The organism is Faecalibacterium sp. DFI.5.82, assembly GCF_029076575.1.
In the GTDB taxonomy this organism is placed as follows: Bacteria; Bacillota; Clostridia; order Oscillospirales; family Ruminococcaceae; genus Faecalibacterium; species Faecalibacterium duncaniae.
The window spans coordinates 1-14,400 of sequence record NZ_JARFIS010000014.1; the positions used below are offsets into that span (position 1 = coordinate 1).

General features: G+C 46.8%; 16 protein-coding genes and 1 pseudogene. All 17 read left to right on the plus strand.

Annotation, left to right across the window (positions count from 1 at the left end):
- Positions 1–127: 127 nt before the first annotated feature.
- Positions 128–835 (plus strand): annotated as a pseudogene (locus tag P0G09_RS14160) (ParA family protein); the annotation flags it as partial.
- Positions 792–1,718, plus strand: coding sequence for a ParB/RepB/Spo0J family partition protein (locus P0G09_RS14165; RefSeq protein WP_002304314.1), 927 nt, complete (start codon positions 792–794; stop codon positions 1,716–1,718). The pseudogene P0G09_RS14160 and the gene P0G09_RS14165, both read left to right, overlap by 44 nt.
- Before the next feature lie 8 nt (positions 1,719–1,726).
- Positions 1,727–2,254 (plus strand): hypothetical protein, encoded by a 528-nt coding sequence (locus P0G09_RS14170; protein ID WP_002304315.1) that lies wholly within the window; start codon positions 1,727–1,729, stop codon positions 2,252–2,254.
- Positions 2,255–2,308: 54 nt separating this feature from the next.
- Complete coding sequence (locus P0G09_RS14175; protein WP_002588969.1) at positions 2,309–2,950, plus strand: DUF3846 domain-containing protein; 642 nt, start codon at positions 2,309–2,311, stop codon at positions 2,948–2,950.
- 10 nt (positions 2,951–2,960) lie between these two features.
- Positions 2,961–3,272, plus strand: coding sequence for a DUF5720 family protein (locus tag P0G09_RS14180; RefSeq protein WP_002304317.1), 312 nt, complete (start codon positions 2,961–2,963; stop codon positions 3,270–3,272).
- A 36-nt stretch (positions 3,273–3,308) separates the two neighbouring features.
- Entirely contained in the window at positions 3,309–3,791 is a 483-nt protein-coding gene (locus P0G09_RS14185; protein ID WP_002304320.1) for a PcfB family protein, read from the plus strand.
- Positions 3,791–5,542 (plus strand): type IV secretory system conjugative DNA transfer family protein, encoded by a 1,752-nt coding sequence (locus P0G09_RS14190; RefSeq protein ID WP_002588968.1) that lies wholly within the window; start codon positions 3,791–3,793, stop codon positions 5,540–5,542. Before P0G09_RS14185 ends, P0G09_RS14190 begins: the two co-directional genes overlap by 1 nt.
- A gap of 12 nt (positions 5,543–5,554) precedes the next feature.
- On the plus strand, positions 5,555–5,875 hold the full coding sequence (locus P0G09_RS14195; RefSeq protein WP_002304332.1) for a hypothetical protein: 321 nt from the start codon (positions 5,555–5,557) through the stop codon (positions 5,873–5,875).
- Between the two features lie 5 nt (positions 5,876–5,880).
- Positions 5,881–6,273: a helix-turn-helix transcriptional regulator gene (locus tag P0G09_RS14200; protein ID WP_002304334.1), complete on the plus strand. Its 393-nt coding sequence runs from the start codon at positions 5,881–5,883 to the stop codon at positions 6,271–6,273.
- An 83-nt stretch (positions 6,274–6,356) separates the two neighbouring features.
- Positions 6,357–6,572 (plus strand): Maff2 family protein, encoded by a 216-nt coding sequence (locus tag P0G09_RS14205; RefSeq protein WP_002576404.1) that lies wholly within the window; start codon positions 6,357–6,359, stop codon positions 6,570–6,572.
- 25 nt (positions 6,573–6,597) lie between these two features.
- On the plus strand, positions 6,598–7,464 hold the full coding sequence (locus P0G09_RS14210; protein ID WP_002304374.1) for a CD0415/CD1112 family protein: 867 nt from the start codon (positions 6,598–6,600) through the stop codon (positions 7,462–7,464).
- Between the two features lie 17 nt (positions 7,465–7,481).
- Complete coding sequence (locus P0G09_RS14215; protein ID WP_002304375.1) at positions 7,482–7,916, plus strand: PrgI family protein; 435 nt, start codon at positions 7,482–7,484, stop codon at positions 7,914–7,916.
- The gene (locus P0G09_RS14220; RefSeq protein ID WP_002588967.1) at positions 7,876–10,263 is read left to right on the plus strand and encodes an ATP-binding protein; all 2,388 of its coding nucleotides are present in this window, start codon (positions 7,876–7,878) and stop codon (positions 10,261–10,263) included. The genes P0G09_RS14215 and P0G09_RS14220 overlap by 41 nt, the downstream gene beginning before the upstream one ends.
- Positions 10,264–10,266: 3 nt before the next feature.
- Complete coding sequence (locus P0G09_RS14225; RefSeq protein WP_002304377.1) at positions 10,267–12,003, plus strand: C40 family peptidase; 1,737 nt, start codon at positions 10,267–10,269, stop codon at positions 12,001–12,003.
- Positions 12,004–12,017: 14 nt separating this feature from the next.
- The gene (locus P0G09_RS14230; RefSeq protein WP_002304378.1) at positions 12,018–12,275 is read left to right on the plus strand and encodes a DUF4315 family protein; all 258 of its coding nucleotides are present in this window, start codon (positions 12,018–12,020) and stop codon (positions 12,273–12,275) included.
- Entirely contained in the window at positions 12,265–12,948 is a 684-nt protein-coding gene (locus P0G09_RS14235) for a DUF4366 domain-containing protein (RefSeq protein ID WP_002578950.1), read from the plus strand. The genes P0G09_RS14230 and P0G09_RS14235 overlap by 11 nt, the downstream gene beginning before the upstream one ends.
- A 151-nt stretch (positions 12,949–13,099) precedes the next feature.
- A complete protein-coding gene (locus P0G09_RS14240; RefSeq protein WP_117458726.1) occupies positions 13,100–14,332 on the plus strand; it encodes an ATP-binding protein in 1,233 nt (410 codons plus the stop codon).
- Positions 14,333–14,400 lie beyond the last annotated feature (68 nt).

Consider the following 14,400-nt stretch of genomic DNA (forward strand, 5'->3'; position numbering starts at 1 on the left):
TGTTCAACACCTTGACGGTGCGAACATGGGACTTGATGATTCCTCGGCCTAGCTGGGTACTCGTAACCAATCCTGACAGGCAGTTGCCATGTCACTTCTCGAAAACTGTTTTACGAATACCCAGCAAGACACCGATCCCCAGGCTTCCCTGACGGTCAGTTTGGGCAATCCCTGCCCGGATGATCTGTCTCCGACACTTTCCGATCTGATGGGAAAGATTATGATGGAAAACCCTATTACTCCCGATGAAGGGATTCTTCATCATCCGGAGGGCGTTGATTTGGTGCCGTCCAACATCGAACTCTCAGGTATGGAGGTAGCACTGGTCAATGCCATGAGCCGGGAAACCATTCTCCGGCAATACCTGGATACAGTCAAACAGAATTATGATTACATTCTTCTTGACTGTATGCCGTCTTTGGGTATGCTGACCGTCAATGCGTTGGCAGCTGCCGACAATGTGCTGATACCGGTTCAGGCAGCATACCTTCCTGCAAAGGGTCTGGAACAGCTGCTTGGAACCATCAACAAGGTCAAGAGGCAAATCAACCCGAAACTGAGGATTGAAGGGATTCTTCTGACGATGGTGGACAGCCGCACCAACTACTCCAAAGACATCAGCAATCTGATTCGGGAGAGCTACGGCGGAAAGCTGAAGGTTTACAAGACCGACATTCCCCGCTCTGTCCGTGCAGAGGAAATCAGCGCAGAGGGAACCAGTATCTTCAAGCATGATCCCAAAGGCAAAGTTGCCGAAGCCTATAAAATTCTGACGAAGGAGGTGTTAAACAATGCAGAAAAAAGGCGCAAACATCAGCTTGAAGGGGTACGATGATATTTTCTCCACCGATCAATCCAGAGCTGAAGCCCAGCAGGAGCGTGTGCAGGAAATTCCGCTTTCTGAGCTACACCCCTTTGAGGGACACCCCTTCCGTGTGGTTGATGATGAAGAAATGATGAAAACGGCAGAGAGCGTCCGAGATTTCGGAGTTCTCACTCCTGCGATTGTCCGTCCTGACCCCGACGGTGGTTATGAAATCGTTTCTGGTCACAGGCGGCACCGGGCATCGGAGCTTGCGGGTAAGGAAACCATGCCTGCGATTGTTCGTGACCTGGACGATGATGCAGCCATTATTTTGATGGTTGATGCGAATTTGCAGAGGGAGAGTATCCTGCCGAGTGAAAGAGCATTTGCTTATAAGATGAAGCTGGATGCGATTAAACATCAAGGTCAACGCACCGATTTAACTTCATCCCAAGTTGGGATGAAGTTGCAGGCAATGGATATAGTCGGTCAGGAGGCAGGAGAAAGCAGAAATCAGGTACACCGTTATATCCGTCTGACCGAACTGATTCCGGAACTGCTGGATATGGTAGATACGGGTCAGATCAAATTCAATCCTGCGGTGGAGCTTTCCTATCTGGCAAGTGAAGAACAGAAGGATTTTCTTTCTGCAATGGATTATGCTCAAGCAGCTCCTTCCCTTTCGCAAGCACAGCGAATTAAAAAGCTCGCACAGGAGGGCGAGTGTACGCTGGATGCGATGTGCGAGATTATGAATGAAATCAAGAAGGGAGAGCTGGACAGAGTAACCTTCAAAACGGATTCGTTGCGAAAATACTTCCCGAAGTCCTATACCAACAAGCAGATGGAGGATAAAATCATTCAGCTTTTGGAGCAATGGCAGAAAAAAAGAGAAAAATCAATGGAAAGGTAAGGTAAAAAATGTTTACACCCAAAAACATTCAGGGCGCTTTGGAAGAACTCTACGACCTTTGCGATCCTGATTATATGGTAGATATGCTCGTAAACTACAGTGAGGAGTTCGATGATATTTCTCCTGCGCTTCTGGCAAAGTCGTTTCAGAAAAATGCCGAGATGATTAGCGAGTATCGAGTATTGTCCTCTGCTGGTGAGGGTATCGACTATCAGGGAAAGGTACTTCTGAACAGCAGAGCCGTGCGGCTTCTGTCCTATGTAGAAGATATGAGCGGCGATGAAAAAGTTCGCACGATTCAGAGCAAGGAGCTGTGGTTAGCAGAAGATATGACATTCTATGTGGTGTCCTGTATGTCTACGATCACGATGGACAAGGAAGAAGCCATTTGTCTTAACGAACACCGCAGCGTGGTTACTACGGTGGAATGCGAGGACGATATTTTCTTCGACATGGGTTCCCTGATTTGCGAACTGGACGATATTTGCTTGTTCGAGCTTTTAGCCGATGTGGATGCGACTATTTATGAACTGTAACAGGTTCATGGATGGTCGCTTTTCTTATTTCCAAAGAAACGGAGGTATCGAAACTTGAAAGAATACGATGTGAAGATCACCGAAACCTTGGAGAAAACGGTTACGGTGCAAGCAGAATCTCACGATGCGGCAGAGGAACAGGTTAGAGCCGCTTATTACAATTCGGAGTACATTCTGGACTCCGAAAACTTTACCGGTGTTGCGTTCGGCACGACCGAGGAACGGGAGGTTCAGAAAGAACAGGCAGATACCATGAATGTGTTGCTGGTAAAGCCGTTCATGTATCCGCAGGCTGTGCAGATCGGCTGTGAGCTGGAGGATTTGCAGAAAGCCGTAGGTGGCGATATTGAGGCAACTTATCCGTTCAATGAGCCGGTTGCACTGGTGATGCACGACGAAGGTAAACTCGTAGGCAAAGAACTGAACCGTGCGCTGCGTGATGATGACGGCGATATTTATGACATTATCGCCGGTGATTTTCTGGTTGTGGGATTGGGCGAGGATGATTTTTGTTCTCTGTCCCCGGAACTGATGAAGCAGTTTGAGGAACACTTTCATCAGCCTGAGACTTTTGTACGCATGGGGCGCAGCATTATGGCGCTTCCCCTGCCGGATGACATGGTGAAGAAAGAAGATGCACCTGTCAAAGCTGATTCGGTTCCCCACAAAAGTAACCCTGACCGAGATGTTCTGTAAGGAGGTTCTTATGCAAAGAAATTCGACGATTGGAGAGCTGATGGAGCGAAAGCGGATTCAGGATGGTGCCAAGGAGTACCAGGGACATACCTATATGGACTTGGCACGATTTGATGACGCCACCAAGCACATGATTATTTTCGATGTGCTGACCGATGAATCGCCTGTCGGTTGGAAAGGCGAAAGAAATCGCCTGTATTTGAGCGATGTGGGTTATCAGAAGGCTCTGGATAACCAGAAAGCTGGCAATATCAAGATTATCAGCCATGCCGCAGTTGCCAAGGGCAATCTGTATTACGACCACAGAGATATGGCACGATAATCTGTTCACTCTACTGCTTGCAGGAGGTGATGAATCATGCAGGAAGAAGTTGAAAACAGAACAGTAAACCTGGCGATCAGCACAACCAAGCTGACGGGGCGCACTATCATTGCCGGTATCCGCAAGTATTTGCAGCACCGGGAAAAAGTGAAGATGAAAAAGGCACGAGACCCTGCCGTTCATGGAAAGCAATCCGTGAAACAGCTTTTGGGACAGAATCAGGGTGCTACGAATGTTGAGATCGACAAAGAGAGTATCCGTGATTTTGAAAAGCTCGCCAAGAAGTATGGCGTGGACTTTGCCGTAAGAAAAGATAAGTCCGTTGATCCTCCCCGGTTTCTTGTTTTTGTCCGTTCTAAAGATGCAGATGCTTTGGATGCAATCTGCAAGGAACATCAGGCAAGGGCATTAACCAAGAATGAAAAGCCGAGCGTTCTGGCGCAGCTGAAGAAGTTCAAGGAAATTGTCGCAGCGATTCCGAAGAAGGTTCGAGAGAAGAAACAGGAGCGTGATCTGTGATGGATAAGAGAAAAATGAAAAAGCTCCTGATTCTGAATTTACCGTATTTTCTGGTAGGGTTGTTCGCTACGAATTTAGGAGAAGCATGGAGATTGGCTGAGGGGGCAGATTCATCTGCGAAAATCCTCAGCTTTTTTCATGCCCTTCCGATAGCCCTGAACAATCCGTTTCCCAGCTTTCACCCGTTGGATTTGCTGATTGGTATTCTCTGCGGCGCAGGACTTCGGCTGGCTGTCTATCTAAAAGGCAAAAACGCAAAGAAGTACCGACACAATGTTGAGTACGGTTCTGCTCGTTGGGGAACGGCAAAAGATATTGAGCCGTTTATTGCACCAAAGTTCGAGGACAATGTGATCCTGACGAAAACGGAGCGGCTGATGATGAGCAATCGCCCGAAGAATCCTGCCAATGCCCGAAATAAGAATGTTCTGATTATCGGCGGTTCGGGTTCCGGTAAAACTCGCTTTTGGTTGAAGCCAAACCTTCTCCAGATGCACAGTTCCTATGTGGTCACTGACCCGAAAGGCAGCATCGTGATTGAGTGCGGCAACGCCCTTTTGAAGCATGGCTACACCATCAAGATTTTCAACACCATCAACTTTCAGAAGTCGATGCACTATAACCCATTTGCCTATATCCATTCAGAAAAAGACATTCTGAAACTGGTGACAACGCTGATTGCCAACACAAAGGGTGATGGAAAAGCCGGTGATGAGTTCTGGACGAAGGCGGAAACGCTGCTCTACTGTGCCTTGATCGGATATATCCACTATGAAGCTCCGGTTGAGGAACAGAATTTCTCCACCCTGATTGAGTTCCTGAACGCAATGGAGGTGCGGGAAGATGATGAGGAGTTCCAGAACCCGGTGGATCTGATGTTTGAAGCCCTGGAAAAGAAAAAGCCGAATCACTTTGCAGTCCGTCAGTATAAAAAATACAAGCTGGCTGCCGGCAAGACCGCTAAGTCGATTTTGATTTCCTGCGGCGCTCGTCTGGCTCCTTTTGATATTCAGGAGGTCAGAGATGTGACTGCCTATGACGAGTTGCAGTTGGATACTCTCGGAGATAAGAAAACGGCGCTCTTTCTGATTATGTCAGATACGGATGCGACGTTTAATTTTTTGATCTCCATGATTTACACACAGCTGTTCAACTTGTTGTGCGAGAAAGCAGATGATGTGTACGGCGGCAGACTGCCGGTTCATGTGCGCTGCTTGATTGATGAGATGGCAAACATCGGTCAGATTCCCAATCTGGAAAAACTGGTAGCGACAATCCGAAGCCGTGAAATATCGGCTTGCCTTGTTCTCCAGGCACAATCACAGCTGAAAGCCATTTATAAAGACAATGCCGATACCATCATCGGCAACATGGATTCCCGAATTTTCCTGGGTGGTTCTGAGCCAACCACGCTCAAAGAACTGAATCAGGCATTGGGAAAAGAAACTATCGACACCTACAACACCTCCAACACCAGAGGTAACAGCCCGTCTTACGGCTTGAATTATCAGAAGTTAGGCAAAGACCTTGCGAGCGTAGATGAGCTTGCGGTTCTGGATGGCAGCAAGTGTATTTTGCAGTTGCGTGGTGTCAGACCGTTTCTTTCTGACAAGTACGATCTGACGCAGCACCCCAATTATAAGTACACATCAGACTTTGATAAGAGAAATGAGTTCAACATTGAGCAGTTTCTGAGTCGAAGGTTGAAGCTCAAGGCAGGTGATGAGTTTGTGGTAGTCGATGCGGATTAAGGAGGTTTCTGTTTGGAAAATCTGAAAACGGTATCTGCCCTGGTTAAGAACATCTTGGAACACGACCACAAGGCAAGAAATACCGACAATCATTTGTACCTGATGGTACTGGAACACTATTCCGGTCTGCGTGGCATCGACATTCATGCCATGACGGTTCCTGTGTTTTTGAAGGAACTGGATAGACGCAGCTTTCCGGGGTTTGAAACTGTCCGCAGAAGCAGACAGAAAGTGCAGGCAACCTACCCTGACCTTGCTCCCAGTGAAGCCGTAGGCAAGCGCAGAGCAAAAAATGAGGTTGTATATCGAGAATTTGCAGAAAGCGAGGTGTAAAAAAAATGACTTGGTGGATCACGGATACCTCTATTGGGCAGCGATTGAAGTTCGTTAGACGATTTCGCCGCCTTACCCAGAAAGAGCTTGGACTCCTGATGGGGTATTCCGAGAAAACAGCGGATGTCCGTATTGCTCAGTATGAGAAAAACGCTCGAACCCCTAATGCAGAAACCACAGCGAAACTCGCAGAGGTTCTGAAGGTTTCACCTGTCGTTTTTTCACCGACAATCTGTGCTTCTCGTGAAGATTTGTTGCAGTCAATGTATTGGCTGTTTCTTATGAAAGGTGGTGGTGATATATATGATTGTGAAACTGAATATGCAAGAAGCAGAATGGAACAGAAACTTGGCGTGATAACCGTCGAGGAGTTCCTTGAAAAGATTCTCGTAAACTAAGCCTTCCGTCCGGTTTTGATGCCGGTAGTACGGAGGGCTTTTTCTATTCTCAAAACAATTTCAAATTTTAGGAGGAAAATATTATGGCATTTTTCAATAGCGCAGTAACCGTTCTTCAGACTCTCGTTATCGCTCTGGGCGCAGGTCTTGGCATCTGGGGTGCAATCAATCTGCTTGAGGGCTACGGCAACGATAACCCCGGCGCAAAGTCCCAGGGCATGAAGCAGCTCATGGCTGGCGGCGGTGTTGCCCTCATCGGCACCACCCTTGTACCTCTGCTCTCCGGACTGTTCGGTTAATCACAAAACAAGGAGGTAATCGCCTTTGGACAGCATACTCCAACAGATCACAGACTGGCTGAAAGAAATGCTCGTTTCAGCTATTATGGGAAATCTGTCGGGGATGTTTGAGTCCGTCAACAACCAGGTTGGCGAGATAGCAACCTCCGTTGGCATGACCCCGGCGAATTTTTCGCCGGGTGTCTTTGCCATGGTACGAAACATCTCCGAGTCAGTGATTATCCCAATCGCAGGCTTGATTCTGACCTTCATTGCCTGTTATGAGCTAATTCAGATGATTATTGACCACAACAATCTGGCAAATTTTGAAACCTGGATCTTCTTCAAATGGGTGTTCAAGACTTTTGTTGCGGTCATGTTAATCACAAACACATTCAATATCACGATGGCTGTGTTTGATGTGACACAGCACGTTATAAACGCAAGCGCCGGTATCATATCCGGAAATACTGCCATAGATGCTTCGGCATTGGAAACAATGGAAGAAACGCTGATGGCAATGGATTTGGGTCCTTTGCTCGGCTTGTTCCTGCAATCCTTTATCGTGCAGGTCACGATGTCCGCTTTGGCAATCATCATCTTTGTGATCGTCTACGGTCGAATGATTGAAATTTATCTGATGGTCAGCCTTGCCCCGATTCCGCTTTCCACTTTTGGAAACAGAGAACAGAGCAATATCGGACAGAATTATCTGCGTTCGCTGTTTGCAATCGGATTCCAGGGATTCCTGATTATGATCTGCGTGGGCATTTATGCGGTGCTGATTCAGTCTATCGCATTCAGTGATGACATCATCGGTTCTATCTGGGGTGTTATGGGCTACACCGTCCTTTTGTGCTTCACCCTGTTTAAGACTGGTTCGCTTGCGAAGGGTGTATTCAGCGCTCACTAAGGGAAGGAGGAAATTGTTTGGCAGCGTATATTCCCGTACCTCGTGACCTGACGAGGGTAAAAACAAAAGTGTTCTTCAATCTGACGAAACGGCAGTTACTTTGCTTTGGTGCGGCGGCGCTCATCGGAGTGCCGATTTTCTTTCTGGTCAAAGCAACCGGAAATGTGAGCCTTGCAGCACTGTCCATGATGATCGTCATGTTACCGTTGTTCTTTCTGGCAATGTATGAAAAGGATAGTCAGCCGTTGGAAGTGGTTGTAGAACACTTCATTCAGACCAAATTCGTTCGTCCCAAGGTTCGCCCTTATCAGACGGACAACTATTATGACGCTTTGATGCGTCAGTACAAACTGGAAAAGGAGGTTGAACGAATTGTTTTTCAAAAAGAAGCCACAGGCAAGAAACATCAAAATGCCTGCAAATCTGAATCGGAAGCAGCAGCGAGAAATTAAAGCTGTTGTGGAACGGGCAAAGAAGGACAACGGTATTCCGCAGACTGCACAGCAGTCCATTCCCTTTCAGAGAATGTTCCCGGATGGCATCTGCCGTGTCACTGACAGTTATTACACCAAGACCATTCAGTTTCAGGACATCAACTATCAGCTGGCACAGCAGGAAGATAAGACTGCCATCTTCGATGAGTGGTGCAGTTTCCTGAATTTCTTTGACAGCTCCATTCACTTTGAGCTTTCCTTTATGAACCTGAGTACCGATGCTGAAAGCTTTGAAAAGAGTATCCGTATCCCGTTCAAGAAGGACAGCTTCAATCCCGTCCGTGCCGAGTATAGCCAGATGCTGAAAAAGCAGTTGGCGCAGGGCAACAACGGCTTGACCAAAACCAAGTACCTGACATTCGGCATTGAAGCCGAATCCATGCGGCAGGCAAAGCCGAGACTCAACCATATCGAAAACGATCTGCTCAATAACTTTCGGCGTTTGGGTGTCATTGCCACTACCATGAACGGCAAAGAGCGGCTGCATCTGATGCACTCTATGTTCCACATGGGTGATAATGATAAGTTCTTCTTCGATTGGAAGTATCTTGTGGAATCCGGGCTGTCCGTAAAGGACTTCATTGCTCCGACGGCGTTTGCCTTTAAGACCAACCGCACCTTCCAGATGGGCAGTATCTTCGGTTCGATGTCTTATCTGGCAATTACGGCATCAGACCTGTCTGATCGTATGCTGGCGGATTTTCTGGATATGGAATCCACGCAGATCGTGACCATGCACATCCAGTCGGTTGACCAGACTGCGGCGATTAAGACCATCAAGAGAATCATCACCGAGCTTGACCGTTCCAAAATCGAGGAACAGAAAAAGGCTGTGCGTTCTGGCTATGACATGGACATTATCCCATCTGACCTTGCTACCTATGGTAAAGATGCGAAGTCACTTCTGAAAGAATTGCAGAGCCAGAATGAGCGAATGTTCATGGTGACATTTCTGGTGCTGAACACCGGGCGCACCGAGCAGGAACTGGAGAACAATGTGTTCCAGGCACAGAGCATCGCCCAGAAGCATAACTGCAATCTGCGTCGTTTGGATTTTCAGCAGGAATCCGGACTGATGAGCAGCCTGCCTTTGGCACAAAACCTGATTGAGATTCGTCGTGGCCTGACTACCAGTTCCACGGCTATTTTTGTGCCTTTCACCACGCAGGAGCTGTTCCAGAATGGTGGAGAAACGCTCTATTACGGGCTGAATGCTCTGTCGAACAACCTTATCATGGTGGACAGAAAGAAGCTCAAGAACCCCAACGGACTGATTCTGGGTACTCCCGGTTCCGGTAAATCCTTTTCCGCAAAGCGTGAAATCACCAATGCGTTCCTGGTTACGGATGACGATATTATCATCTGCGACCCCGAAGCGGAATATGCGGCTCTGGTTCACAAGTTCAATGGTCAGGTGGTAAAAATCAGCTCCTCCAGTACCAACTATATCAACCCTATGGACATCAACCTGAACTACTCTGAGGATGACAACCCGGTAGCACTGAAAGCTGATTTTATCCTGTCCCTCTGTGAGTTGATTATGGGCAGTAAGGATGGCTTGCAGCCTATCGAAAAGACGGTTATCGACCGTTGTGTGCATCAGATTTACCAGAGATATTTCGACAATCCTGCCCCTGAGAATATGCCGATCCTTGAGGATTTGTATGATGCCCTTCTGAAACAGGACGAAAAGGAAGCCCACCATGTAGCGACCGCCTTGGAAATCTATGTTAAGGGTTCTCTGAAACTGTTTAACAACAGAACCAATGTGGATATTCAGAATCGTCTGGTGTGCTTCGACATTAAGGAGCTGGGCAATCAGCTGAAAAAAATCGGTATGCTGATCGTTCAGGATCAGGTCTGGGGGCGTGTAACTGCCAACCGTTCTGCCGGTAAATCGACCAGATATTATATTGACGAGTTCCATCTGCTTCTGAAGGAAGAACAGACGGCAACCTATTCCGTAGAAATCTGGAAGCGATTCCGTAAATGGGGCGGCTTGCCGACCGGTATTACTCAGAATGTCAAAGACCTGCTTCGTTCCCCGGAGATTGCCAACATCCTCGAAAACTCTGATTTCATCTATATGCTGAATCAGGCAAGCGATGACCGAAGTATTCTGGCACAGCGGTTGAACATTTCGCCGCATCAGCTGTCCTATGTAACCAACTCCGGTGAGGGCGAAGGACTTCTGTTCTATGGCAATGTGATTCTGCCGTTCATTGACCGATTCCCGACAGATCTGGAACTGTATCGCATTATGACCACGAAGTTAAACGAGGTGGCACAGGAAAAGGAGGCGTAATGTATGGCGAAAAGACCTACACGACTCCGTTTTACCGAAGATGACCTTGCAGATTCTCATGTGAAGAAAGCTGCCGACCGTGCAGATAAGGCGGTTGATAGGGCTGAAAAAGCGGCAGACAAATTGGCTTCTAAAAAGGCAAAGCCGAAGCTAAAGCTGGAAACAGATGCAGCCGGTTCCCGTAAAGCAAAGCTCCGTTTTGAAAAAGCGGAGTTTACGGAAATCGAGCGCCCATCTGTGGCAAAGCACATGGCAAGCCGTGGTGCCGCAGTCACGCTCACATCCAAAGCACATCGGGCGGTGTCAGAATATGAGGATGATAATATCGGCGTTCAGGCTGTGCAGGAAACGACCAAGGCTGTTGAATCCACTGTCTATACCGTCGATCATGCCGTTTACAGTCACAAGCTGAAAGCCTACGACAAGGCGGAAAAGCTGGTTGAGAAGTCAGATAAAGCAAATGTAAATGCCCTGTATGAGAAGTTCAAAAAGGACAACCCCGATGCCGGTTCCAATCCCTTTTCCCGTTGGCAACAGAAAAGGGCAATCAAGAAAGAATATGCTGCCGCCAAAGCCGGTAAGAATACCGCTTCGACAACGGCTTCTGCATCTAAGGGTGCAGGCAAGGCAACGGGCAAAGCAGCTCAGGGAGCCAAGAACATCACAGAAAGAGTAACGGAGTTCTGCACCACACACTCTAAAACGATTCTGTTTGTTTTGATTGCCGGACTGCTTTTTATGATACTCTCAGGGATGTTCTCGTCTTGTTCGGCTATGTTCCAAGGCGGCACACAGATCATTCTGGGAACTTCTTTTACTGCAAAAGAGGAAGATATTATTGGTGCGGACAATGATTACAAGGCTTTGGAAGCTGCGCTCCGCAATAAAATCAATAATATCGAGCGTACTCATAGCGGATATGACGAGTACCGGTATGACCTTGATGAAATCAACCACAATCCTTATGAGCTGGCGGCGTATTTGACGGTGAAGTTTGAGGATTACACCAGAGATGAGGTGCAGGCTACCCTGCAATGGCTATTTGAGCAACAATATGAGCTGACCCTGACGGAAGTAGTAGAGATTCGTACACGAACAACATCTTCTACTGATCCCGAAACGGGAGAGACAACAACAGAGGAAGAAGATTACGAATATTATATTCTGAATGTGAAGCTCAGAAATAAGGGCTTGAACAGTGTGATTTCAAATTCCGGCTTGTCGGAAGATGATATGGAGCGATATAGAATTTTGCTTCAGACAAGGGGCAACAGACCGGATATTTTCGGAAATGACATTTACGCCACCCCTGGCGGCGAGTACACCGATTATGATATTCCGGGCGAAGCGCTGACAGACACAAGATTTGCCAATATGATTCGGGAAGCTGAAAAATATCTGGGATACCCGTATGTGTGGGGCGGCAGCAGCCCGTCTACCTCCTTTGACTGCTCCGGATTTGTTTCCTATGTAATCAATCACTGCGGAAACGGTTGGAGTGTTGGTCGTTTGACCGCAAACGGTTTGATGGGCGTATGCGACATTATCCCGAAAAGCTCTGCCAAACCGGGAGATTTGATTTTCTTCCAAGGCACTTATGATACCTCCGGTGCATCACACGTTGGTATCTATGTTGGCAATGGTATGATGATCCACTGCGGAAACCCCATTTCCTACGCTTCTATCGAATCGAATTACTGGCAACAGCATTTTTACTGCTTCGGCAGAATCAGAAACTAAAGGAGGGATGGCGATTGAGTGCCAAGTTAGACAGAATAGGTGCAGACCTTGAAAAAGCCCGTAAGAAACGGGCAGAATGGGATGCTAAGGTGAAAGACCTGGAACGCAGATACCGTGAGGAGGAAAATTCCGAAATCCATGAGATGGTTCATGCTGCGAACCTGAATCCCGAACAGCTTTCCGAGCTGCTCCGTATGTTTGCTGCGGATATGGCTCCGAAGCCTGATACGATCAATACTATGAATGAGGAGGAAACGCAGAATGAGATTTAAGAAAATTGGAGCCGCATTGCTGGCGTGTGCAATGTGTTTTGGCGTGTTTTCTACAACGGCATTTGCCTATGTAGATGAAAGCGTAGCGACTGAAGAACCTGCGGTCGAAGAAAAAGTTCCCGAAACAGAGCCGGAGGAGCCGATGCTACCGCTTACTCCCGACGGCAATCTGACTTTGGTTGATGACGCTGGCTCGCCTACGAAAAGCGGAAAGCAGTTCATTACCGCTGTAACCAAAAACGGAAACTACTTCTATATCATCATTGACCGTGATGATAAGGGCGAGGAAACCGTGCATTTTCTGAATCAGGTGGATGAAGCCGACCTGCTCAAGCTGATGGACGAGGAAGAAGTTGCAGAGTTCACCAAGCCGGTTGAGGAAACAAAGCCGGAAGTAGTTGAAACAGTTCCTGAAATTACAGAACCGACACCGGAGGAAAAGCCGAAATCCACAAATATGCTCCCGGCGATTCTTACTCTGATTGTGCTTGCCTGTGGTGGTGGATTCTTCGTATTTAAGAAAGTCCAGGAAAAGAAGAAGGCACAGGAAGCGGCAAAGCCTGACCCAGATGCTGATTATGTGGACGATGACGAGGACTATGGGTACGATCCGGAGTTTGAGGACGACGATGAAGATAGCTCCGTCGATGAAGATGATAATGAACCTGTGTAAACAGGATAGGCTTGATGCCTGGGGCAGCCTTCGGGTTGCCTTTACATAGTTTCCGCTTTCAAAAAATAAAAAAATTTGCGTTTTTGAAAGTGACATCTTGCATATACTATTAGCAGACAGTATAATAAGTACAGCGAAGCGGTTTCGAGAAATGAAAAAATTTCAATTTTTGAAAGCGGGTGACTATATGAAAACAATCACGAGAGCAAAATATCTCGATAGAATCATTGAACTGAATGGTACTCCTGACATCAAGATCATCACGGGCATTCGTCGATCTGGTAAGTCCAAATTGATGCAGGCGTATATTGCGTATCTGAAAAGCAATTTTGAAAACATCAATATTATCTTCATCGACTTCATGGATTTGGCGTATGAAGAAATCAAGGAATACCATGCCTTACACGCCTATGTGGAAGAACATTATCAGGAAGGAAAAACGAACTACCTGTTTGTAGACGAGGTTCAGATGTGTCCCAAGTTTGAGTTGGCAATCAATAGCCTGTACTCTAAGGGAAAATACGACATCTATGTAACAGGCTCTAATGCTTTCCTGTTGAGTGCAGATCTGGCAACTCTGTTTACCGGACGCTATATTGAAATTCATGTGTTTCCTTTCAGCTTCCAGGAATATTGCCAGTATTATGATGATATTAGTGACAAAGATAAGCTCTTTGATGAGTACGCTATCAAGGGCGGTTTAGCAGGTTCCTATGCTTATAGAACCGAAAAAGACAGAACAAACTATATCAAAGAGGTCTACGAAACGATTGTTACAAGGGATTTGGTACAGAAATATACTCTCCCGGACACTTTGGTTTTACAACGTCTGAGCGAGTTCCTTATGGATAATATCAGCAACCTGACTTCTCCGAATAAGGTCAGTCAGCTACTGACAGCAAATGAGACTCCAACCAATCATGTAACCGTCGGCAAGTACATTAAGTATTTGTGCAATGCTTTTGTATTTTATGATATTAAGAGATATGACATCCGAGGTAAGAAATACCTTGAAAGCTCTGAAAAGTTCTATTTGTGTGACAGCGGTATTCGATATGCAATACTGGGAAGCAGAAATATAGACTATGGCAGAGTATATGAAAACGTTGTTTGTATCGAGCTTCTTCGCCGTGGATATGATGTCTATGTCGGCAAGCTCTATCAAAAGGAAATCGACTTTGTTGCTCAGAGAGGTAGCGAAAAGATTTATATTCAGGTCAGCGACAACATTTCCGGGCAGGAAACATTTGAGAGAGAATGCTCTCCTCTGCTTCAGATTCGAGACGCTTATCCGAAAATGATTATTGCCAGAACCAAACATCCCCAATATAGCTATGAAGGAATCGAAATTCACGATATAGCCGATTGGTTGCTACAAGAATAAGCAAGGTGAAATATCTCCGTCATTCTCTTTTGAAATGATGGAGATATTTTTATTATGACGGAGATTGT